This window comes from Pseudomonas brassicacearum (genome assembly GCF_918698105.1).
GTDB lineage: Bacteria > Pseudomonadota > Gammaproteobacteria > Pseudomonadales > Pseudomonadaceae > Aquipseudomonas > Aquipseudomonas brassicacearum_F.
The window spans coordinates 1-21,777 of sequence record NZ_CAKKMI010000051.1 but is presented as its reverse complement, the minus strand read 5'-3'; the positions used below and the strand labels follow the sequence as shown (position 1 = coordinate 21,777).

Here is a 21,777-nt window from a genome sequence, read left to right as displayed (position 1 = left end):
CGGCCCAAGCTCTCTTGGACGTCGACCCAAGACGGACGCCTATGAACCCGAATTTTCTAGATTTCGAACAGCCGATCGCCGACCTGCAAGCCAAGATCGAAGAGTTGCGCTTGGTCGGTAATGACAATTCGCTGAATATCGGCGATGAAATCTCTCGTCTGCAGGACAAGAGCCGCACGCTGACCGAAGACATCTTCGGCAAGCTGACCAGCTGGCAGATCGCCCGCCTGGCGCGTCATCCCCGTCGTCCCTACACCCTGGACTACATCGACCACATCTTCACCGAGTTCGATGAGCTGCACGGTGACCGTCACTTCTCCGACGACGCCGCGATCGTCGGCGGTGTCGCCCGCCTGGACGAGCAGCCGGTGATGGTTATCGGCCATCAGAAAGGCCGCGAAGTGCGCGAGAAGGTGCGCCGCAACTTCGGCATGCCGCGTCCGGAAGGCTACCGCAAGGCCTGCCGCCTGATGGAAATGGCCGAGCGCTTCAAGATGCCGATCCTGACCTTCATCGACACGCCGGGCGCCTACCCGGGCATCGACGCCGAAGAGCGCAACCAGAGCGAAGCGATTGCCTGGAACCTGCGTGTCATGGCACGCCTGAAAACCCCGATCATCGCCACTGTAATTGGCGAAGGTGGTTCCGGCGGTGCACTGGCCATCGGTGTCTGCGACCAGTTGAACATGCTGCAATATTCCACCTATGCGGTGATCTCGCCGGAAGGCTGCGCCTCGATCCTGTGGAAAACCGCCGAGAAGGCGCCGGATGCCGCCGAGGCCATGGGCATTACCGCCGAGCGCCTCAAAGGCCTGGGCATCGTCGATAAAGTGATCAACGAGCCAGTCGGCGGCGCTCACCGCGACCCGGCTGCTGCTGCGGCGCTGATTCGTGCCGAGCTCAGCTCGCAATTGTCGATGCTCAAGAAGTTCGACAACGAAGCGCTGCTGGCTCGTCGCTACGAGCGGTTGATGAGCTACGGCCTCTGATTCAAGCGCTGTACCCCTGTGTGGGAGCGAGCTTGCTCGCGATGACGGGTTAACATTCAACAGATAAGTTGACTGATACACCGCTATCGCGAGCAAGCTCGCTCCCACATTTGATTTGTGTGAAGGCAGTTGCGATGAATCAGCCCACGATTGATCTGCCAACCCGGCTCCTCAAACACATGCTCCCCTGGCGCAACGCCGCCACCTGGCGCATCGCCTTCTCTGGCGGCCTCGACTCCACCGTCCTGCTGCACCTGCTCGTAACCCTTTCGCAACGCCAACCCTTGCCCGCATTGAGCGCGATCCATGTGCATCATGGCCTCCAGGCTGTAGCTGAGACGTGGCCGGATCATTGTCGTTCGGTCTGCGCGGCCCTGGGCGTGCCGCTGGCGGTGGTGACTGTGCAAGTGCGCCCTGGCGCCAGTGTCGAGCGCGCCGCGCGGGAAGCGCGTTACGCGGCCTTTGTAGCGGCGATCCACAGCAATGAAGTGCTGCTCACTGCCCAGCACCGCGATGACCAGGCCGAAACCCTGCTGTTTCGTTTATTGCGCGGGGCAGGGGTGAAGGGCTTGGCGGCGATGCCGCCGCAGCGTTCGTTGGGCCAAGGGCATTTGCTGCGGCCCTTGCTCGATGTGCCGCGGGTGGAGCTGGAAGCCTATGCGAGGCAGCACGGCTTGAGCTGGATCGAAGATCCCTCCAACGACGACCATCGGTATGCGCGCAATTACCTGCGCCAGCGGGTCTTTCCAGTGCTGGCCGAGCAATGGCCGCAAGCTTCGACGACCCTGGCGCGCAGCGCTGCGCACATGGGTGAAGCCCAGGGTTTGCTGGACGATTTGGCGCGAATCGACCTGGCCCAGGCCGCCACCCCGGGCGTGTTCGACTGGCTTGGGCTGCCATCCCTGGCGCTGACGCCTTTGCGGGCGTTGTCGCCGGCCCGTCAGCGCAACGCCTTGAGTCACTGGCTGGCACCGATGACCCTGCTGCCCGACAGCGATCACTGGGCTGGCTGGGACTCGCTGCGCGATGCCGCCGACGATGCCCGGCCAATCTGGCGCCTGGCCGGCGGCGAGTTGCACCGGGCCGCCGGGCGGGTCTGGTGGTTATCCGACCACTGGCTATGTTCGCTGCCAGGCACCGTCGACTGGGCCGATCCGACGGTTGCGCTGCGCTTGCCGGGCAATGGTCGAGCGGTGCTCAGCGGCACGCCACCTGCGGGGCCGCTGAGCGTGCGCTATCGTCAAGGCGGCGAGGTGATGGCGTTAGCGGGGCGTGGTCACCGTGACCTCAAGCGTTTGCTCAATGAAAAGGCCGTGCCGGCGTTCGTTCGCGGCCGATTGCCGCTGCTCTTTCAGGGCGAGCAATTGCTGGCGGTGGCCAACCTGGCCGGGCTCGATGCTCCGGCTGATGGCAGTTGGCAATTGATCTGGACGCCAGGAAGCCAAGATCTGGGTTTGAGCTGAAAGGGGCTTTCCGGTAGACTACGCTCCCTTCTTGATACAACTTCTGTGGATTCGCCTGAATTGCAGGAGTTGCCGATTACCAAGCAGTCTTTGCTGGGCGATTCCAAAAAATGTGTAGCGAGCAACGTACCGGTGATTTCACTTCCGGTCTGTCCCAACGCGGCGGTTTTTTTGAAAGGTGCACTGTGATTAATGCAGGTGATCGGGGGCTTCGGCCTTCCTTCGCTTTCCCCGGCGGCTCGGACCGCTTTAACGCAGACTTCTAGGGTTTTTCATGACGCGCTACATATTCGTCACGGGCGGTGTTGTTTCTTCATTGGGGAAAGGCATTGCCTCGGCTTCATTGGCGGCCATCCTGGAGGCGCGGGGACTTAAGGTCACCATGCTCAAGCTGGACCCGTACATCAACGTTGACCCGGGCACCATGAGCCCGTTCCAGCACGGTGAAGTGTTCGTCACCCACGACGGCGCCGAGACCGACCTGGACCTGGGCCACTACGAGCGGTTCATCCGCACGACCATGACCCAGAACAACAACTTCACCACCGGCCGTGTCTACGAACACGTGCTGCGCAAGGAGCGTCGTGGTGACTACCTGGGCGCGACCATCCAGGTCATCCCGCACATCACCGACGAGATCAAGCGCCGCATCATCAAGGGTGCTGGCGATGCCGACGTGGCGATGGTCGAAATCGGCGGCACCGTGGGCGACATCGAGTCCCAGCCGTTCCTCGAGGCCATCCGCCAGTTGCGTTTCGAAATCGGCGCCAAGCGCGCGATGCTGATGCACCTGACACTGGTGCCGTACATCGCCACCGCCGGCGAAACCAAGACCAAGCCCACCCAGCACTCGGTCAAGGAACTGCGCTCCATCGGCCTGCAGCCAGACGTGCTGATCTGCCGCTCCGATCACCCGATCGACATCTCGTCGCGTCGCAAGATCGCCCAGTTCACCAACGTTGAAGAGCGTGCGGTCATCGGCCTGGAAGACGCCGACACCATCTACAAGATCCCGGGCATCCTGCACTCCCAGGGCCTGGACGATTTCGTCGTCGAGCGTTTCGGCCTGCAATGCGCCAGTGCCGACCTGTCCGAGTGGGAAGCCGTGGTCGATGCCAAGCTCAACCCGGAGCACGAAGTCACCATCGCCATGGTCGGCAAGTACATGGAACTGCTGGACGCCTACAAGTCGCTGATCGAGGCGATGAGTCACGCCGGCATCAGCAACCGTACCAAGGTCAACCTGCGCTACATCGATTCCGAAGACATCGAGAACCAGGGCACCGGCCTTCTCGAAGGCGCCGATGCGATCCTCGTGCCGGGCGGCTTCGGCCTGCGGGGCGTGGAAGGCAAGATCACTGCCGTGCAATACGCTCGCGAAAACAAAGTGCCTTACCTGGGTATCTGCCTGGGCATGCAAGTGGCGGTCATCGAGTTCGCCCGTAACGTGCTGGGCTGGAAAGACGCCAACTCCACCGAGTTCGATCGCGCCAGCGGCCATCCGGTCGTGGGCCTGATCACCGAGTGGGAAGATGCCACCGGTGCTGTGGAAGTGCGTACCGAAAGTTCGGACCTGGGTGGCACCATGCGTCTCGGTGCCCAGGAATGCCTGCTGGAAGCCGGCTCCAAGGTCCACGATTGCTACGCCAAGGATGTGATCGTCGAGCGTCACCGTCATCGCTACGAAGTGAACAACAACCTGCTGCCGCAGTTGATCGAAGCCGGCCTGAAAATCTCCGGTCGTTCCGGTGACGGCGCGCTGGTGGAAGTGGTCGAGGCCCCGGATCATCCATGGTTCGTCGCCTGCCAATTCCACCCCGAGTTCACCTCGACGCCACGGGACGGTCATCCGTTGTTCAGCGGTTTCGTGAAGGCCGCTTTGGCTCAACACCAGAAAAAGGCATAAGACGATGGCCCAGAAGATCATTCGTGTCGGCGACATCGAGATTGCCAACGACAAGCCCATGGTGCTGTTTGGCGGCATGAACGTGCTGGAAAGCCGTGACATGGCGATGCAGGTCTGCGAAGAGTACGTGAAGGTCACCCAGAAACTGGGGATCCCTTACGTGTTCAAGGCCAGTTTCGACAAGGCCAACCGCTCCTCCGTGACGTCCTACCGTGGCCCGGGCCTGGAAGAAGGCATGCGGATCTTCCAGGACATCAAGCAAGCCTTTGGCGTGCCGATCATCACCGACGTCCACGAGCCGGCCCAGGCTGCAGTCGTCGCCGAAGTCTGCGACATCATCCAGTTGCCGGCCTTCCTGTCGCGCCAGACCGACCTGGTGGTCGCGATGGCCAAGACCGGCGCGGTGATCAATATCAAGAAAGCCCAGTTCCTCGCGCCCCAGGAAATGAAACACATCCTGAGCAAATGCGAAGAGGCTGGGAATGACCAGTTGATCCTCTGCGAGCGCGGTTCGAGCTTCGGCTACAACAACCTGGTAGTCGACATGCTCGGCTTCGGCATCATGAAGCAGTTCCAATACCCGGTGTTCTTCGATGTGACGCACGCCCTGCAGATGCCGGGCGGTCGCTCCGACTCCGCCGGCGGTCGTCGCGCCCAGGTGACCGACCTGGCCAAGGCTGGCATCAGCCAATCCCTGGCTGGCCTGTTCCTTGAAGCCCACCCGGATCCGGACAATGCCAAGTGCGACGGCCCTTGTGCCTTGCGCTTGAACAAGCTGGAACCTTTCCTGTCTCAGCTCAAGGCGTTGGACGAGCTGGTCAAGAGTTTTCCGACGATAGAAACCGCGTAACGCGGTTTTCTCCGGTAAAGTACCGCTCGATTATCGCTCTGGCCCGCTGGCCGCACTGCTCTTGTGGGAGCATGGCTTGCCAGCGATGGCGTCCTTGAGGGCCCCATCGCCGACAAGCCGTGCTCTTGTGGCGAGGGAGCTTGCTCCCGCTGGAGTGCGAAGCGCTCCCATTCGGTCTCTTTTGGCTGAGTCGCAGCTGAGAGTGAGCAAGTTTTCTGCAACGTTCTAGTCAACTTTGGAGTGTTTACAACAATGGCAAAAATCGTCGACATCAAAGGTCGTGAAGTTCTCGACTCCCGTGGCAACCCCACTGTTGAAGCGGACGTGCTTCTCGACAACGGTATCATCGGCAGCGCCTGCGCGCCGTCCGGTGCTTCCACTGGCTCGCGCGAAGCGCTGGAGCTGCGTGATGGCGACAAGAGCCGTTACCTGGGCAAGGGCGTGCTCAAAGCCGTCGCCAACATCAACGGTCCGATCCGCGACCTGTTGCTGGGCAAGGATCCTGCCGACCAGAAAGCCCTCGATCACGCGATGATCAAGCTCGACGGTACCGAAAACAAAGCCACCCTGGGCGCCAACGCGATCCTCGCCGTGTCCCTGGCCGCTGCCAAGGCCGCTGCCCAGGACCAGGACCTGCCGCTGTACGCCCACATCGCCAACCTCAACGGTACCCCGGGTGTCTACTCGATGCCGGTGCCAATGATGAACATCATCAACGGCGGCGAGCATGCCGATAACAACGTCGACATCCAGGAATTCATGGTGCAGCCGGTTGGCGCCAAGACCTTCTCCGAAGGCCTGCGCATGGGCACCGAGATTTTCCATCACCTCAAGGCTGTGCTCAAAGCCCGTGGCCTGAGCACCGCGGTTGGCGACGAAGGCGGTTTCGCACCGAACCTGGCGTCCAACGAAGACGCGCTGAAAGTGATCTCCGAAGCCGTGGCCAACGCTGGCTACAAGCTGGGCACCGACGTGACCCTGGCCTTGGACTGCGCCGCCAGTGAATTCTACGAAGACGGCAAGTACAACCTGTCCGGCGAAGGCCAGGTGTTCACCGCCGAAGGTTTCGCCGACTACCTCAAGGGCCTGACCGAACGCTATCCGATCATCTCCATCGAAGACGGCCTGGACGAGTCCGACTGGGCTGGCTGGAAAATCCTCACCGACAAGATTGGCGAGAAAACCCAACTGGTGGGTGACGACCTGTTCGTGACCAACACCAAGATCCTGAAAGAAGGCATCGACAAGAAGATCGCCAACTCGATCCTGATCAAGTTCAACCAGATCGGCACCCTGACCGAAACCCTGGAAGCCATCCAGATGGCCAAGGCTGCCGGCTACACCGCCGTGATCTCCCACCGCTCCGGTGAAACCGAAGACTCGACCATTGCCGACCTGGCCGTGGGCACTGCGGCAGGCCAGATCAAGACCGGCTCGCTGTGCCGTTCCGACCGCGTTTCCAAGTACAACCAACTGCTGCGTATCGAAGAGCAGTTGAACGGCAAGGCCAAGTACAACGGTCGCGCCGAGTTTCGCGGTTAAGCAGTAAATGGTAAAAAGACAGCGGATTGTGTCGAAAAGGTCGCCATGGCGGCGGTTTTGCCTCTAATCTGATGCCTTATCAAGCACAAGCCTGGGTTTTCCAGGCTTCGTGCTATCAGACGCTTCAAAGTTTGGCATGGCGGTCTTTTTTCACTGGATACCTGATATTCGATGCGCAGTCCCAATTGGTTGTTTCTTGTCTTGCTCCTGTTGCTGGCCGGTCTGCAGTACCGCCTGTGGGTGGGCAATGGCAGCTTGGCGCAAGTGGCCGACCTGACTCAGCAAATTGCCGACCAACACGCCGAGAACGAGGCGCTGCTGGAGCGTAATCGGGTGATGGACGCTGAAGTGACCGAGCTGAAAAAAGGCATGGAGACCGTTGAAGAGCGGGCTCGCCATGAACTGGGCATGGTCAAGGAGGGCGAAACCCTCTACCAGTTGGCCCAATGAGTATCCGTTTGCCGGCCTTCTGGGCCGTGATTCCCGCCGCGGGCGTTGGCGCTCGTATGGCCGCCGACCGTCCCAAGCAATACCTGCAACTGGGCGGACGCACAATTCTTGAACACAGCCTCGGCTGTTTCCTCGACCATCCCACCGTCAAGGGCGTGGTGGTCAGCCTTGCACATGATGATCCTTACTGGCCGACCCTGGCCTGTGCCAACGACACCCGCATCCAGCGCGTCGACGGTGGCGAACAACGTTCGGATTCAGTGCTCAATGCCTTGCTGTACCTGCACGAGCAGGGCGCCGACGATCACGACTGGGTGCTGGTGCACGACGCCGCCCGGCCCAACCTGGCGCGGGATGACCTGGACACCCTGCTCAGCGAGTTGGCGACCGATCCGGTCGGCGGCCTGCTGGCCGTCCCGGCGCGCGACACCCTCAAGCGCGTCGACAAACACGGCCGCGTGCTGGAGACCGTTGATCGCAGCGTGATCTGGCAAGCCTACACGCCACAGATGTTCCGCCTCGGCGCCTTGCACCGGGCCCTGGCCGACAGCCTGGTTGCAGAGGCGCTGATTACCGACGAAGCGTCCGCCATGGAGTGGGCCGGGCAAGCGCCGCGGCTGATCGAAGGGCGGGCCGATAACATCAAGATCACCCGGCCGGAAGACCTGGAATGGTTACGCCAGCGGTGGGCGAATCGGCATTAAGCCGGTTCTGTTTCCTCGTTAGATCGTCATCGTCTGGGCCGGCGCCATCGCGAGCAAGCTCGCTCCCACAGTGGGTTGGTGTGAGCACTTGACCATCATTCGACGATAACCCCTGTGGGAGCGAGCTTGCTCGCGATGGCGTCACCCCAGACGACAAAAAAACCACTGTCATCCCCGATATTCCGGCCGCCCAGCCAGCCCTTCCTTCAAATAATCCACCAACTTGCGCACCTTCGGCGACAGGTGTCGCTGCTGCGGGTACAACGCCCACACCGCCGTATTCGGCGGCTGATGAGCCTCCAGCAGCGAGATCAATGCACCACTGTGCAAATGCTCCAGTACGTAATAATCCGGCAACTGGCACAACCCCACCCCTTGTAGCGCCGCGTCCAGCACCGCTTGCCCACTGTTGCAGCGCCAGTTTCCCTGTACCCGTTGGGAAAATTCCCGCCCGTTCTGCTCCAACTGCCAGATGTCGGAGCTGCCGATCAGGCAATTATGGCGGCTCAGTTCCGACAAGCTATGGGGCCGCCCGTAGCGTTCCAGGTAAGAGGGTGAAGCGCACAGGTACATGCGTCGTGGTGCCAGGCGCGTGGCGACCAGGCGCGAGTCCTGCAAGCGACCCAGGCGAATCGCCAGGTCGAGGCTTTCGTGCACCAGGTCCAGAGGGCGGTTGCTCAGTTCGATGTCTACCCGCAACTGCGGGTACAGCCCCATGAATCGCGTTACCAGCGGCACGATAAACCGTTCGCCATAGGCCACGGCGCAGGTCATGCGCAGCATGCCCTTGGGTTCGCTGGTGAGATCGCCGACCGCCCGCAGTGCTTCCTCGCGCCCGTCCTGCAGGCGTTGGCAATGCTGCAAAAACGTCTGGCCGGCCTCGGTGAGGGTGACCCGGCGGGTACTGCGGTAGAGCAAACGTGTCTGCAAACGCTCTTCAAGCCGTACGATTTGTCGACTGATATGGGAAGACGAAACCCCGAGACGTTCGGCGGCGGCGGTGAATTGACTGCATTCGGCCACGGCGACGAACTCGTCGATCCCTTCCCAGCGGTTATCGGACATGAAGGATTATCCCTGTGCAGCAATAATGTTTTGCTTTTGATTGGATTATTCATCGTCCGGCGGAGGATTACACTCCCGGTCTTGTTTTTATTTGCTGGAGAGTCCGGATGATCAAGTCGCGCGCTGCCGTTGCCTTCGAAGCCAAGAAACCCCTGGAAATCGTTGAAGTCGACGTCGCCATGCCCAAGGCGGGCGAAGTGCTGTTGCGCGTGGTGGCCTCCGGTGTCTGCCACACCGATGCCTACACCTTGTCCGGCGCCGACCCGGAAGGGATCTTCCCGTCGATCCTCGGTCACGAAGGCGGCGCTATTGTCGAAGCCATCGGCGAAGGCGTGACCTCGGTCGCGGTGGGCGACCATGTGATCCCGCTGTACACGCCGGAATGCGGCCAGTGCAAATTCTGTAAGTCGGGCAAGACCAACCTCTGCCAGGCGATTCGCGCCACCCAGGGCAAAGGCCTGATGCCGGATGGCACTTCGCGCTTTTCCTACAAGGGTGAGACGATTTTCCATTACATGGGCACCTCGACGTTCTCTGAGTACACCGTGCTGCCGGAAATCTCCGTCGCGAAGATTCAAAAAGACGCCCCGCTGGAAAAAGTCTGCCTGCTGGGTTGCGGCGTAACCACCGGTATCGGCGCGGTCCTCAACACCGCCAAGGTCAAGCCGGGTGACACCGTGGCTATCTTCGGCCTGGGCGGCATCGGCCTGTCGGCGGTGATTGGCGCGGTGAAGGCCAAGGCCTCGCGCATCATTGCCATCGACATCAACCCGGCCAAGTTCGAAATCGCCAAGCAACTGGGTGCCACCGATTGCGTCAACCCGAAAGACTTCGACCGTCCGATCCAGGAAGTCATCGTGGACATGACCGACGGCGGTGTGGATTTTTCCTTCGAGTGCATCGGCAATGTCCAGTTGATGCGTGCCGCGCTGGAGTGCTGCCACAAGGGTTGGGGCGAGTCGGTGATCATCGGTGTGGCCGGCGCCGGCCAGGAAATCTCCACCCGTCCCTTCCAATTGGTGACCGGGCGCGTCTGGCGCGGTTCGGCCTTTGGTGGCGTGCGCGGTCGCAGCGAATTGCCAAGCTACGTGGAAATGGCCGAGAAGGGCGAGATCCCGCTGGATACCTTCATCACCCACACCATGGGCCTGGAAGATATCAACAAGGCGTTCGACCTGATGCATGAAGGCAAGAGCATCCGCACCGTTATCCATTTCTGAGGTCGGTCATGAGTCTGGAAAACATTTCTTGCCAGAAGAGCTTCGGCGGCTGGCACAAACGTTACCGGCACCGTTCCGACGTGCTCGGTTGTGACATGGTGTTTGCCGTGTACCTGCCGCCGCAAGCCGAGCAGGGCGGCAAGTTGCCTGTGCTGTATTGGTTGTCCGGGCTGACCTGCACCGACGAGAATTTCATGCAAAAGGCCGGTGCCCAGCGCATGGCCGCTGAGCTGGGCCTGATCATCGTTGCACCGGACACCAGCCCTCGCGGCGCCGATGTGCCGGGCGATCCGGACGGTGCCTGGGACTTCGGCCTGGGGGCGGGCTTTTATCTGAACGCCACGCAGGATCCGTGGGCACGGCACTATCGGATGCATGACTACGTGGTGCAGGAATTGCCGGCACTCGTCGAAGCGCATTTCCCGGCTTCGGACAGGCGCGGCATCAGTGGTCATTCCATGGGCGGCCATGGCGCGCTGGTCTGCGCCTTGCGCAACCCGGGGCGTTACCGTTCGGTGTCGGCGTTTTCGCCCATCAACAATCCGATGGATTGCCCGTGGGGCCAGAAGGCTTTCTCTCGTTACCTGGGAGAAGACCGCTCGAAATGGCGTGAATGGGATGCCTGTGCATTGATTGCCGAGGCGCAGGAAAAGCTGCCACTACTGGTGGACCAGGGCGATCGCGATGATTTCCTGGCCAACCAGCTCAAGCCCGAAGCCCTGCAACAGGCGGCCAAGGCTGCCGACCATCCGTTGGAATTGCGCCTGCAGCCGGGCTACGACCACAGCTATTTCTTCATCGCCAGCTTCATTGATGACCACTTGCAGCATCATGCGCGCGCTCTAAACGCCTAATGCAGGTAGAATCACGCCCTGACAAAAATCGGGGCGTTTTTTTATGCGTATTGGCCACGGCTACGATGTTCACCGTTTCGCTGAAGGCGACTTCATTACTCTGGGCGGCGTGCGGATCGCACACGGCTTCGGGCTGCTCGCGCATTCTGACGGTGATGTCCTGCTGCACGCCTTGAGCGATGCATTGCTCGGCGCGGCTGCCCTGGGTGACATCGGCAAGCACTTCCCTGACACCGACCCACAATTCAAGGGTGTCGACAGCCGCGTGCTGCTGCGCCATGTGGTCGCGCTGATCCACGCCAAGGGCTGGAAAGTCGGCAATGTCGATAACACCATCGTTGCCCAGGCCCCCAAGATGGCGCCGCACATCGAAACGATGCGCCAATTGATCGCCGAGGATCTTCAAGTTGAGTTGGACCAAGTGAACGTGAAAGCCACCACCACCGAGAAGCTTGGCTTCGTCGGTCGCGAAGAAGGCATTGCCGTCCACTCCGTTGCCTTGTTGCTGCGTCCATGACTGAACTGGAACTGTTGGGGCCGCGTGCCTACGGCGAACCGCTGGGCAGCGCGGTACTCAAGGCCACTGCTGAAGATTTCCAGGTCGATGAAGTGCTCGACATCCCGTTGACCGGCGATGGTGAGCACCTGTGGATCTGGGTGGAAAAACGTGGTTTGAACACCGAAGAAGCCGCCCGGCGAATTGCCAAGGCTGCCGGCGTGCCGTTGCGTACCGTCAGCTACGCCGGGCTCAAGGACCGTCAGGCCCTGACCCGCCAGTGGTTCAGCGTCCAATTGCCGGGCAAGGCCGATCCGGATTTGTCGGCGGCAGAGAACGACACGCTGAAGATCCTCAAGACCGCACGCCACAGGCGCAAGCTGCAACGCGGCGCGCACTCGGCCAATGGCTTTACCTTGCGCCTGACCCAGTTCAAGGGGGACACGGCGGCGATCGACGCGCGTCTGCAGCAAATTGTCCGCCAGGGCATCCCCAACTATTTTGGCGCCCAGCGCTTCGGCCATGACGGCGGCAATGTCGTCGATGCCCGGGCCTGGGCGGCACGCAAGGCGTTGCCGGAACAGCGCAATGTGCGCTCGCGGCTGCTGTCCACCGCCCGCAGCTTTCTGTTCAACCGGGTGCTGGCGGCGCGGGTCGCCGACGGTACCTGGCAACAAGCCCAGGTTGGCGATTTGCTCGCCTTCACCGACAGCCGCAGTTTTTTCCCGGCCGGCGAGGCTGAATGCAGCGACCCACGCCTGGCCATTCTCGACTTGCACCCGACCGGGCCGCAGTGGGGCGAGGGACCTTCGCCTGCCACGGGCGCGACGTTCGAGTTGGAACAAGCCATCGCCGCGGGCGAGGCCGATTTGCGGGACTGGTTGATAAACGCGGGAATGAGTCACGAACGTCGCATCCTGCGACTGCCCATTGGCGGGCTGTCGTGGCATTATCCCCAGCCTGACATTCTGCAACTGGAATTCGTCCTGCCGGCCGGATGTTTCGCCACTGTCTTGGTGCGCGAACTCGTCGATCTGGTGCCGGTGGGGCAGACGGACAGCCCATGCGTATTCTGATTTCTAACGACGACGGGGTGACTGCACCCGGTCTTGCCGCGCTTTATGCTGCGCTGGCGGATTTTGCCGAGTGCGTGGTCATCGCCCCGGACCAGGACAAAAGCGGCGCCAGCAGCTCGCTGACGCTCGACCGTCCGTTGCACCCCTGCTATCTGGATAACGGTTTCATCAGCCTCAATGGCACCCCGACCGATTGCGTGCACCTGGGCCTCAACGGCTTGCTGGAGCGTGAGCCGGACATGGTGGCGTCGGGTATCAACCTGGGCGCCAACCTGGGAGACGACGTACTGTATTCCGGCACGGTTGCCGCCGCCCTGGAAGGTCGCTTCCTGGACAAGCCATCGTTTGCTTTTTCGTTTGTTTCGCGGCAGGTGGATAACTTGCCGACCGCCGCCTATTTCGCCCGTAAACTGGTCGAAGCCCACGGCGAGCTGGACCTGCCGCCACGCACGGTGTTGAACGTGAATATCCCCAATCTGCCGCTCGATCACATCCGTGGCATCCAGCTCACACGCCTGGGCCACCGTGCCCGCGCCGCCAAGCCGATGCACGTCGTCGACCCGCGCGGCAAGGCCGGTTACTGGATCGCCGCCGCCGGTGATGCCGAAGACGGCGGGCCGGGCACTGATTTCCATGCGGTGATGCAAGGTTATGTCTCGATCACGCCGTTGCAACTGGACCGTACCTTCAACGACGCCTTTCGAAATCTCGATGGCTGGCTGGAGGGGCTGCGCTGATGGCTCGTGAGCAAGACGATATGCTGCGCCGCGGAATCGGCATGACCTCCCAGCGCACTCGTGAACGACTGATCCAGCGTCTCTACGAAGAAGGCCTCTCCAACGCCCAGGTGTTGGAGGTGATTCGCCGCACGCCGCGCCATCTGTTCGTCGATGAAGCCCTGGCCCATCGCGCCTATGAAGACACGGCGTTGCCGATTGGCCACAACCAGACCATTTCCCAGCCATACATGGTGGCCCGCATGAGCGAGTTGCTGCTGGAAGCGGGGCCGCTGGACAAGGTGATGGAGATCGGTACCGGCTCGGGTTACCAGACGGCGGTGTTGTCGCAACTGGTCGAGCGGGTGTTTTCCGTAGAGCGGATCAAGGTACTGCAGGATCGCGCCAAGGAACGCCTGGTTGAGTTGAACCTGCGCAACGTGGTGTTTCGCTGGGGTGATGGCTGGGAGGGTTGGCCGGCCCTGGCGCCATACAACGGCATCATTGTGACTGCGGTGGCCACCGATGTACCCCAGGCCCTGCTGGATCAGTTGGCCCCCGGTGGACGACTGGTGATTCCGGTGGGCGCCGGTGAAGTCCAGCAACTGATGCTGATCGTGCGCGAAGAACATGGTTTTTCGCGACATGTCCTGGGGGCGGTGCGCTTCGTGCCGTTACTCAATGGACCGTTGGCCTGAGCATTTATAAACAGACGCTGAATTCCGTGGCTTGGCCTGTGTCTTACAGCGGCACCGCTTTGCTGAACAGAGTCCAACGGCGTCGAGCAAACGTGTGCGGCGACACATTGCGCTTCATTAATAGAGGCGCAGTCCTAGCCAGCTATATTTGTATGAGTTCTGCCTGGACAGGCAGTTTCCAATTTTTCAGCCACCACAAAGGGAGCGGCGGGTGAGTCTCACAGTCATTGCGCAGCGTATGGGTATCACGAGCTTTCAGCGCCTGGTGACTGGCCTTGTCTTGAGCACTTTGCTGGTCGGTTGTTCCAGTACACCGTCGGGTAACGTCCGGGTGGTCGATCGCAACAGTGCAGCGCCTCAACGTCCTACAGTAACGACCGGTCAATACGTAGTCCGTCGCGGCGATACGCTGTTTTCCATCGCTTTCCGCTACGGCTGGGACTACAAAGCCCTCGCGGCACGCAACAACATTCCTGCGCCTTATACGATTCACCCAGGTCAGACGATTCGCTTCGATGGCCGTAGCGGTTCAACGCCGACTGCGGTGGTTACGCAGTCGGGTTCGACGCCTTCTTCGTCGAGCAAAACCACCGTCATTCGCCGGCCGGCAGGGGTTGGGACCGCGGCAGTACCGTCCGTCGCGAGCAAACCGACCCCCGTTCCGATGCCTCCGGCAGGCCCTGCCCCGACAGGCTGGGGATGGCCTTCTAATGGCGTTCTCATTGGAAAATTCTCTTCAAACGGTAGTTTGAATAAAGGAATTGATATCGCCGGGGATTTGGGACAGCCTGTTTTAGCCGCGTCTGATGGCACGGTTGTGTACGCCGGGAGTGGTTTGAGGGGCTACGGCGAACTCGTGATCATCAAACACAGCGATACCTACGTCAGTGCCTACGGTCACAACCGCAGGCTGTTGGTTCGGGAGGGGCAGCAGGTCAAAGTCGGACAGACAATTGCCGAAATGGGATCAACGGGAACAGACCGGGTGAAACTGCACTTTGAGATTCGCCGACAAGGTAAACCAGTCGATCCGCTGCAATTCCTGCCACGGCGTTGATTTGATTGTCAGCCTGTTCCGTCACGTAGAGGGAACAGGCTCCAGCGTTGCCAAGGATAAAGGCGTCGCTTGAGCTTGAGGTCGAACTCACCAAAGGACTATAACAATGGCTCTCAGTAAAGAAGTGCCGGAGTTTGACATCGACGATGAGGTCCTCCTTATGGAGACCGGCATCGCTATGGATTCGATGTCGAATGATGAAGGGGCAACTCCACCTTCCGTTCGTGCCAAATCCAAACACTCCGCTTCGCTTAAACAACATAAGTACATTGATTACACCCGGGCGCTGGACGCCACTCAGCTGTACCTCAACGAAATCGGTTTTTCGCCACTGCTCTCCCCCGAGGAAGAAGTTCATTTTGCGCGGCTGTCGCAAAGTGGCGACCCGGCCGGTCGAAAACGCATGATTGAAAGCAACCTGCGCCTGGTGGTGAAAATCGCCCGACGCTATGTCAATCGTGGGCTTTCGCTGCTGGACCTGATCGAAGAGGGCAACCTGGGCCTGATTCGCGCCGTCGAGAAATTCGACCCCGAGCGCGGCTTCCGTTTCTCGACCTACGCCACTTGGTGGATTCGCCAGACCATTGAACGGGCGATCATGAACCAGACCCGGACCATCCGGTTGCCGATTCATGTGGTCAAGGAACTGAACGTCTACCTGCGGGCCGCCCGTGAGTTGACCCAAAAACTCGACCATGAACCTTCACCCGAAGAAATCGCCAACCTGCTGGAAAAGCCGGTGGGAGAGGTCAAGCGCATGCTTGGGCTCAACGAGCGTGTCTCTTCGGTAGACGTCTCGCTGGGGCCGGACTCGGACAAGACCCTGCTGGATACCCTGACCGATGATCGTCCGACCGATCCGTGCGAGTTGCTCCAGGACGATGACTTGTCCCAGAGCATCGACCAGTGGCTTTCGGAGTTGACCGACAAGCAACGGGAAGTGGTGATTCGCCGCTTCGGCTTGCGGGGGCATGAAAGCAGCACGCTTGAAGATGTAGGCCTGGAGATTGGTTTGACCCGTGAGCGGGTTAGGCAGATCCAGGTTGAAGGTCTCAAGCGTCTGCGGGAGATTCTGGAGAAGAACGGCTTGTCGAGCGAGTCGTTGTTTCAATAGCTTCAAGGCAAGTGCAGCAGAAAAGCCCTGACTGGGTGTGATGCTGTTCACTTGGAAAAAAACGGCGCTTCCTATAGAGGGAGGCGCTTTTTTTTTGCTTGGGTTTGGGGGGATATCCGTTTTTTGCGTAACGACGGATTATGGTTCCGCTCTTACAGCGGCTCACTTTTGAAAAGCGCAAAAGTAAGCAAAACGCTCTTGCCCCACCACTCGGTGCCTCGCTTAGGCTCGGCATGCCTGAACGAAGGCATTGCTCCGTGGGCCGCCGCGAAGGGCCATCCATGGCCCAGCGCGGCTAACCCGGCATCCATGCCGGGTTGCCCACTGCGCAATACCTTCGTTCAGCCAGCGTGGTTTAACGGGGCGCCCCAGATCAAAAGCAAAAGCGAGGCGGCCTGATAGCCGACCTGGTTCTGGGCGGGACCGCGTTCCCTTGTGGGAGCGAGCTTGCTCGCGATGGCGGTGGGTCAGTTTGCGGTGATGTTGGATGTGCCGGCCTCTTCGCGAGCAAGCCCGCTCCCACAGTAGGTCTGTGTCGAATATAAATTTGTGTTTACTGAAGATCGAAATGTGGGAGCGAGCTTGCTCGCGATGGCGGTGGTTCAGTCATATGGATGTTGGGTTACTGGCCTCATCGCGAGCAAGCTCGCTCCCATAGGGGTTCAGTGTTGGACATGAATTTTGTATTCACTGGAGATTGCAATGTGGGAGCGAGCCTGCTCGCGATGGCGGTGGTTCAGTCACATGGATGTTGGGCTTGCTGGCCTCATCGCGAGCAAGCTCGCTCCCACAGGAGAAATGCGGTCCCGCCCAGAACCAGGTCGGCTGTTAGGCCGCCTCGCGGTGGACGTTGATCTCGGCGCCCCGTTAACCACGCAGGCCGAACGCAGGCATTGCGCAGTGGGCACCTCGGCATGGATGCCGAGGTAGCCGCGCTGGGCCATGGATGGCCCTTCGCGGCGGGCCCACGGAGCAATGCCGGAGTGAGGGCACACCGAGCCAAAGCGAGGTGCCAAGTGGTGGGGCATGAGCGCTTTGGTTACTTTCGACTGGGCCGGCTTCCGGGCTTTTCGAAAGTGACCCGCTGTAAGAGCGGAACATAATCCGCCGTTACGCAAAAAACGGATATACACACCACCCCTGAACCCCCCACACGTAAAACGATAGAACATCACGACTGGTTCAAAGCTTTCCGAAGGGGCGTTTCCCCAGTTCCGCCCTATTTGTAGGTTCAGCTTGTAAGCCTTTGCCTAGTGTTACGTAAGCGATCAGTTCCTCATCGTCGGGACAGACAGCTATAAACACCGTGATCTTTTTGTATTTATCTGATTTATAACGAAAATTTGTTGATGAACGTAGCGTGACAGAGCAAGCCACCTGTATCAGCCGCATTGCACACGCCCGGGAAGATACTAATATCAGTCCTGTGTCGACGGACAGACACACCCGTCAAGGATGATGGGAAGGAAGGACATCGCAGGACGCGATTCATCAGGACGATGAATAGGATTAAAGGGATTAGGGAAAAAATGTGGGCGGGTCAAACCGCCCCTTTTTTTGATTCAAAGATTGCCGGGCAAGCGTTCTTGGTTCTCAAGAGCACACCGGGCCGCGAGTCGAAAGGTTCGTGGGGTGATCCAGCAACTACTCCTGGAAGGCGTGTTAGCTAACCCAGTGAGACACGATGTCTCCAGGTCTTTCCGCAAAACTAAAAGGATTTAGATATGACACTGTCTCTTCAAGACATAAAACCTGAGCAAGTCGATGCGCTCAAAAAACAATCACAGGTTGCTTTTGACGAGCAAATCAAGCGTATGCAAGCGCTGGTGAGTGAGAAGCCGGCGCTGCAAGAGGTCCTCGATCAGAAGGTGCACCCAAAATCGTTGTGTGGCTGTGGATGCTCGCAGAACATTTGCGGCTATTTCTGCTTCGAAGGTTGCGGTAGCAGCTGTTATCCCCATTCCGAAACCATCCAGATTACTGCGTCCCCGGCCGTTATCGGACCAGACGCTCCTCAGCAAGGAACCCGGGTACGGTTTGTCGGCTATGCGACAGGTACGGGTACCAATGTCGAGATTTCCAATCTCTACCTGCAGGGCTCGGTGCCTGATGCCGAGAACCTCGTCAACGTCCCGTTGTCGCTGCAATTGACGATTAATCAAGGTTCGCTCTCCCTGTACTTCTTTGAAGGGACGCGCCTGCTGGCCGTGATGCTTCATCCATCGCAATATGCCTCGAACATCAGTGGGGAGTTCTCCGGCACTGGGTCCGGTACATTCCAACTGGTGTGAAGTAGTCAACCTGCAGTAATCAGCCCGGTTCCGGGCAAGAAAGCCCTGGCCTCAAACGCCGGGGCTTTTTTCGGGCTGGGATTTTTGTTCAGGGCGAAACAGAAAAAGCAAAAAGGCCCACAAGGGGCCTTTTCAGCGAACGATGGGTAATCAGCGTTCCAGGTCTGCGATTTTGCCAGTCTTGCCATCCCACTCTTCGGCATCCGGCAGCGCATCTTTCTTCTCGGTAATGTTCGGCCAGACGTCCGCCAGTTCGGCGTTCAGCTGGATGAAGTTCTCCATGCCGGCCGGCACTTCGTCTTCCGAGAAAATGGCATTTGCCGGGCATTCCGGCTCACACAGGGCGCAGTCGATGCACTCGTCCGGGTGAATGACCAGGAAGTTCGGGCCTTCGTAGAAGCAGTCCACCGGACAGACTTCTACGCAATCGGTGTACTTGCACTTGATGCAGTTGTCGGTGACGACGAAGGTCATTTCTAATTCTCTCCTCAGGCGGCGGCAGCGAAGCCCCTTCACGGTAGGGTCGCCAGGTTTGGGAGCGATAGTCTGCGAACCAGGCTAATAGTCCGCAGCATCCCAAACCGCGCGCGATTCTAACAGCTTGAAAGCCTGTATGTTAGATCCGTGTCTTCAATGTATAGAGTAAATCCAGTGCCCGACGAGGTGTCAGGTCGTCCAGATCGAGCTTGGCCAGTTCATCGAGTACCGGATGCGGCAGGCTGGCGAACAGGTCGCTTTGCTGTGGCGCGGCCGGTTTGCCCTTGCTCGGGCGCGGTGTTTCGTGGGGCAGGCTGGTGGTTTCCAGGCGGCTCAGGTGCTCGCGGGCACGGCTGATCACTTCGCTCGGCACGCCGGCCAGTTGCGCTACCGCCAGGCCATAGCTCTGGCTGGCCGGGCCGGGCAGCACGTGGTGCAGGAAGACGATGCGTTCGTTGTGCTCGGTGGCATTGAGGTGAACGTTGGCCACCAGCGGCTGGCTTTCCGGCAGTACCGTCAGTTCGAAATAGTGAGTGGCGAACAGCGTGTAGGCCCTCAAGTGCGCGAGGCGTTCGGCCGCTGCCCAGGCCAGGGACAAGCCGTCGAAGGTGCTGGTGCCGCGTCCGACTTCGTCCATCAGCACCAGGCTGCGTTCGGTGGCGTTGTGCAGGATGTTCGCGGTTTCGCTCATTTCCACCATGAATGTCGAACGTCCACCGGCCAGGTCATCGCTGGAACCGATCCGGGTGAAAATCCGGTCCACCAGGGACAATTCACAACTGGCCGCCGGGACGAAACTACCAATGTGGGCCAGTAGCACGATCAATGCGGTCTGGCGCATGTAGGTGGATTTACCGCCCATGTTCGGGCCGGTGATCACTAGCATGCGGGTGTTGTCGTCCAGGCTCAGGTCGTTGGCCACGAACGGCGTGGTCAGCACTTGCTCGACCACCGGGTGACGGCCTTGGCTGATGCGCATGCACGGCTCGCTGACGAAGCGCGGGCAGTTGAGGTCCAGGTTCAGCGCGCGTTCGGCCAGGTTGCTCAGCACGTCCAGTTCCGCCAGGGCGCCAGCGGTGTCCTGCAATGGCGGCAGTTGGCTGATCAGATCTTCGAGCAACGCATCGTAGAGCATCTTTTCCCGAGCCAGGGCGCGGCTCTTGGCCGACAGCGCCTTGTCTTCGAACGCCTTGAGTTCCGGGGTGATGAAACGCTCGGCGCCCTTGAGGGTCTGGCGACGGACGTAGTCGGCCGGGGCCTGTTCGGCCTGCTTGCTCGGCAGTTCGATGAAATAACCGTGGATGCGGTTGTAGCCGACCTTGAGGTTGGCAAGGCCCGTACGGGCTTTTTCCCGGGCTTCGAGGTCGATCAGGAACTGGCCGGCGTTCTCGCTCAGCGCTTGCAGCTCGTCGAGTTCGGCGTCGTAGCCGGTTTTCAGCACGCCACCGTCACGGATCACCGCCGGTGGGTTATCGATAATGGCTTTTTCCAGCAGCGCGGCCAGCTCCGGGTAGGTGCTGGTGGTGCGCGCCAGTTGCTGCAGGTGCGGCGCTTCGAGGTCGGTCATCGCTACCTGCAGTTCAGGCAACGCACCGAGGGCATCGCGCAGGCGCGCCAGGTCACGGGGACGGGCGTTGCGCAGGCCGATACGGGCGAGGATTCGCTCGATGTCGCCGATTTCCTTGAGCTGTGGTTGCAACTGCTCGAAGCGATAACGATCCAGCAGGCAGGTAATGGAGGACTGGCGCGCCAGCAGCACGGTCAGGTCCCGCAGCGGACGATTCAACCAGCGGGTCAGCAGGCGGCTGCCCATGGCGGTCTGGCAGCGATCGACCACCGATTGCAGGGTATTGTCGCGCCCGCCGGCCAGGTTGGTGTCCAGCTCCAGGTTGCGGCGGCTCGCGCCGTCCAGCACCACGGTGTCATCCAGGCGTTCGTGGCGCAGGCTGCGCAAGTGGGGCAGGGCGGTGCGCTGGGTTTCCTTGGCGTAGGCCAGCAGGCAACCGGCAGCGCCGATGGCCAGGGTCAGGTTCTCGCAGCCGAAACCCTTGAGGTCCTGGGTGGAAAACTGCTGGCAGAGACTTTTCAGCGCCGAATCACGCTCAAAATCCCACGGCGCGCGGCGACGCACGCCACGGCGTTTTTCCGCCGGTAGGTCTTTGGGCCAGTCATCTGGGATCAACAGCTCTACCGGATTGACCCGCTCCAGCTCCGCCAGCAGGTTTTCCCAGCCCTTGATTTCCAGTACCGAGAAGTTACCGCTGGTGATGTCCAACACCGCCAGGCCGAACAGGCGTTCATCGCCCAGCACGGCGGCGATCAGGTTGTCCCGGCGTTCATCCAGCAAGGCTTCGTCACTGACCGTGCCCGGGGTGATGATCCGCACGACTTGGCGTTCCACCGGGCCTTTGCTGGTGGCCGGGTCGCCGACTTGTTCGCAGATCACCACGGATTCGCCGAGCTTGACCAGTTTTGCCAGGTAACCTTCTGCCGCGTGGTAAGGAATCCCACACATCGGAATGGCCATGCCCGCCGATTGCCCACGCGCCGTCAGGGTGATGTCCAACAGCTTGGCGGCTTTCTTTGCGTCTTCGTAGAAGATCTCGTAGAAGTCGCCCATGCGGTAGAACATCAGTTGGTCGGGGTGCTGGTTCTTCAGGCGCCAGTATTGCTGCATCATCGGCGTGTGGGAGGACAGGTCGTTCACGGCTGTATTCATGGGTGTCAGGAAAGCTCGTTGAAAGGTGTGGGGCAAAAGGAGGGGCATTGGCCCGGCTTTTCCGCGATGGGCGCAAGGTTAACATGGGGG

Annotated in this window: 19 protein-coding genes; 16 read left to right on the top strand and 3 right to left on the bottom strand. The window is 60.3% G+C overall.

The genetic code is table 11. From position 1 onward, the window contains the following. The first annotated feature begins 41 nt into the window (after positions 1–41). The 7 genes from LQ215_RS19430 (at position 42) to ispD (ending at position 7,904) form a co-directional block, all read left to right on the top strand. Positions 42–989, top strand: a complete 948-nt coding sequence (locus tag LQ215_RS19430) for an acetyl-CoA carboxylase carboxyltransferase subunit alpha (protein WP_230152141.1) — start codon at positions 42–44, stop codon at positions 987–989. Between the two features lie 134 nt (positions 990–1,123). After that, positions 1,124–2,452, top strand: a complete 1,329-nt coding sequence (gene tilS, locus LQ215_RS19425; RefSeq protein WP_230152140.1) for a tRNA lysidine(34) synthetase TilS — start codon at positions 1,124–1,126, stop codon at positions 2,450–2,452. Between the two features lie 274 nt (positions 2,453–2,726). Then, entirely contained in the window at positions 2,727–4,358 is a 1,632-nt protein-coding gene (locus tag LQ215_RS19420; protein ID WP_003198266.1) for a CTP synthase, read from the top strand. 4 nt (positions 4,359–4,362) lie between these two features. After that, positions 4,363–5,208: a 3-deoxy-8-phosphooctulonate synthase gene (gene kdsA, locus LQ215_RS19415; RefSeq protein ID WP_230152139.1), complete on the top strand. Its 846-nt coding sequence runs from the start codon at positions 4,363–4,365 to the stop codon at positions 5,206–5,208. Between the two features lie 252 nt (positions 5,209–5,460). Next, a complete protein-coding gene (gene eno, locus LQ215_RS19410; RefSeq protein ID WP_028237207.1) occupies positions 5,461–6,750 on the top strand; it encodes a phosphopyruvate hydratase in 1,290 nt (429 codons plus the stop codon). A gap of 171 nt (positions 6,751–6,921) precedes the next feature. Beyond that, the gene (ftsB, locus tag LQ215_RS19405; protein ID WP_003184873.1) at positions 6,922–7,200 is read left to right on the top strand and encodes a cell division protein FtsB; all 279 of its coding nucleotides are present in this window, start codon (positions 6,922–6,924) and stop codon (positions 7,198–7,200) included. After that, positions 7,197–7,904 carry a 2-C-methyl-D-erythritol 4-phosphate cytidylyltransferase gene (gene ispD, locus LQ215_RS19400; RefSeq protein WP_230152138.1) on the top strand — a complete coding sequence of 236 codons (708 nt, stop codon included), beginning with the start codon at positions 7,197–7,199 and terminating at the stop codon, positions 7,902–7,904. The genes ftsB and ispD overlap by 4 nt, the downstream gene beginning before the upstream one ends. A 168-nt stretch (positions 7,905–8,072) precedes the next feature. Here the strand turns inward: ispD and LQ215_RS19395 are convergent, their stop codons facing one another. Next, positions 8,073–8,969: a LysR substrate-binding domain-containing protein gene (locus LQ215_RS19395; RefSeq protein ID WP_230152137.1), complete on the bottom strand. Its 897-nt coding sequence runs from the start codon at positions 8,967–8,969 to the stop codon at positions 8,073–8,075. Between the two features lie 107 nt (positions 8,970–9,076). Between LQ215_RS19395 and LQ215_RS19390 the strand changes: the two genes are divergently transcribed. From LQ215_RS19390 to LQ215_RS19350, 9 genes are all read left to right on the top strand, one after another. Continuing rightward, on the top strand, positions 9,077–10,189 hold the full coding sequence (locus tag LQ215_RS19390) for an S-(hydroxymethyl)glutathione dehydrogenase/class III alcohol dehydrogenase (protein WP_230152136.1): 1,113 nt from the start codon (positions 9,077–9,079) through the stop codon (positions 10,187–10,189). An 8-nt stretch (positions 10,190–10,197) separates the two neighbouring features. Then, positions 10,198–11,043, top strand: coding sequence for an S-formylglutathione hydrolase (gene fghA / locus LQ215_RS19385; RefSeq protein ID WP_230152134.1), 846 nt, complete (start codon positions 10,198–10,200; stop codon positions 11,041–11,043). Positions 11,044–11,086: 43 nt separating this feature from the next. Further along, positions 11,087–11,560: a 2-C-methyl-D-erythritol 2,4-cyclodiphosphate synthase gene (gene ispF, locus LQ215_RS19380; RefSeq protein WP_230152133.1), complete on the top strand. Its 474-nt coding sequence runs from the start codon at positions 11,087–11,089 to the stop codon at positions 11,558–11,560. Next, positions 11,557–12,615 (top strand): tRNA pseudouridine(13) synthase TruD, encoded by a 1,059-nt coding sequence (gene truD, locus LQ215_RS19375; RefSeq protein ID WP_230152131.1) that lies wholly within the window; start codon positions 11,557–11,559, stop codon positions 12,613–12,615. The genes ispF and truD overlap by 4 nt, the downstream gene beginning before the upstream one ends. Continuing rightward, positions 12,603–13,352, top strand: a complete 750-nt coding sequence (gene surE / locus LQ215_RS19370) for a 5'/3'-nucleotidase SurE (RefSeq protein ID WP_230152130.1) — start codon at positions 12,603–12,605, stop codon at positions 13,350–13,352. The genes truD and surE overlap by 13 nt, the downstream gene beginning before the upstream one ends. A gap of 41 nt (positions 13,353–13,393) precedes the next feature. After that, positions 13,394–14,029 (top strand): protein-L-isoaspartate(D-aspartate) O-methyltransferase, encoded by a 636-nt coding sequence (locus LQ215_RS19365; protein WP_170862085.1) that lies wholly within the window; start codon positions 13,394–13,396, stop codon positions 14,027–14,029. Between the two features lie 211 nt (positions 14,030–14,240). Then, a complete protein-coding gene (locus LQ215_RS19360; protein ID WP_230152128.1) occupies positions 14,241–15,086 on the top strand; it encodes a peptidoglycan DD-metalloendopeptidase family protein in 846 nt (281 codons plus the stop codon). Between the two features lie 106 nt (positions 15,087–15,192). Then, positions 15,193–16,200: an RNA polymerase sigma factor RpoS gene (rpoS, locus tag LQ215_RS19355; RefSeq protein WP_003198289.1), complete on the top strand. Its 1,008-nt coding sequence runs from the start codon at positions 15,193–15,195 to the stop codon at positions 16,198–16,200. Positions 16,201–17,924: 1,724 nt separating this feature from the next. Next, a complete protein-coding gene (locus LQ215_RS19350; RefSeq protein WP_230152127.1) occupies positions 17,925–18,491 on the top strand; it encodes a hypothetical protein in 567 nt (188 codons plus the stop codon). A gap of 150 nt (positions 18,492–18,641) precedes the next feature. On the opposite strand, the gene fdxA is transcribed toward LQ215_RS19350, so the two are convergent. Next, positions 18,642–18,965, bottom strand: a complete 324-nt coding sequence (gene fdxA / locus LQ215_RS19345; protein ID WP_230152125.1) for a ferredoxin FdxA — start codon at positions 18,963–18,965, stop codon at positions 18,642–18,644. A gap of 142 nt (positions 18,966–19,107) precedes the next feature. Continuing rightward, positions 19,108–21,675 (bottom strand): DNA mismatch repair protein MutS, encoded by a 2,568-nt coding sequence (gene mutS / locus LQ215_RS19340; protein ID WP_230152161.1) that lies wholly within the window; start codon positions 21,673–21,675, stop codon positions 19,108–19,110. Between the last annotated feature and the right edge of the window lie 102 nt (positions 21,676–21,777).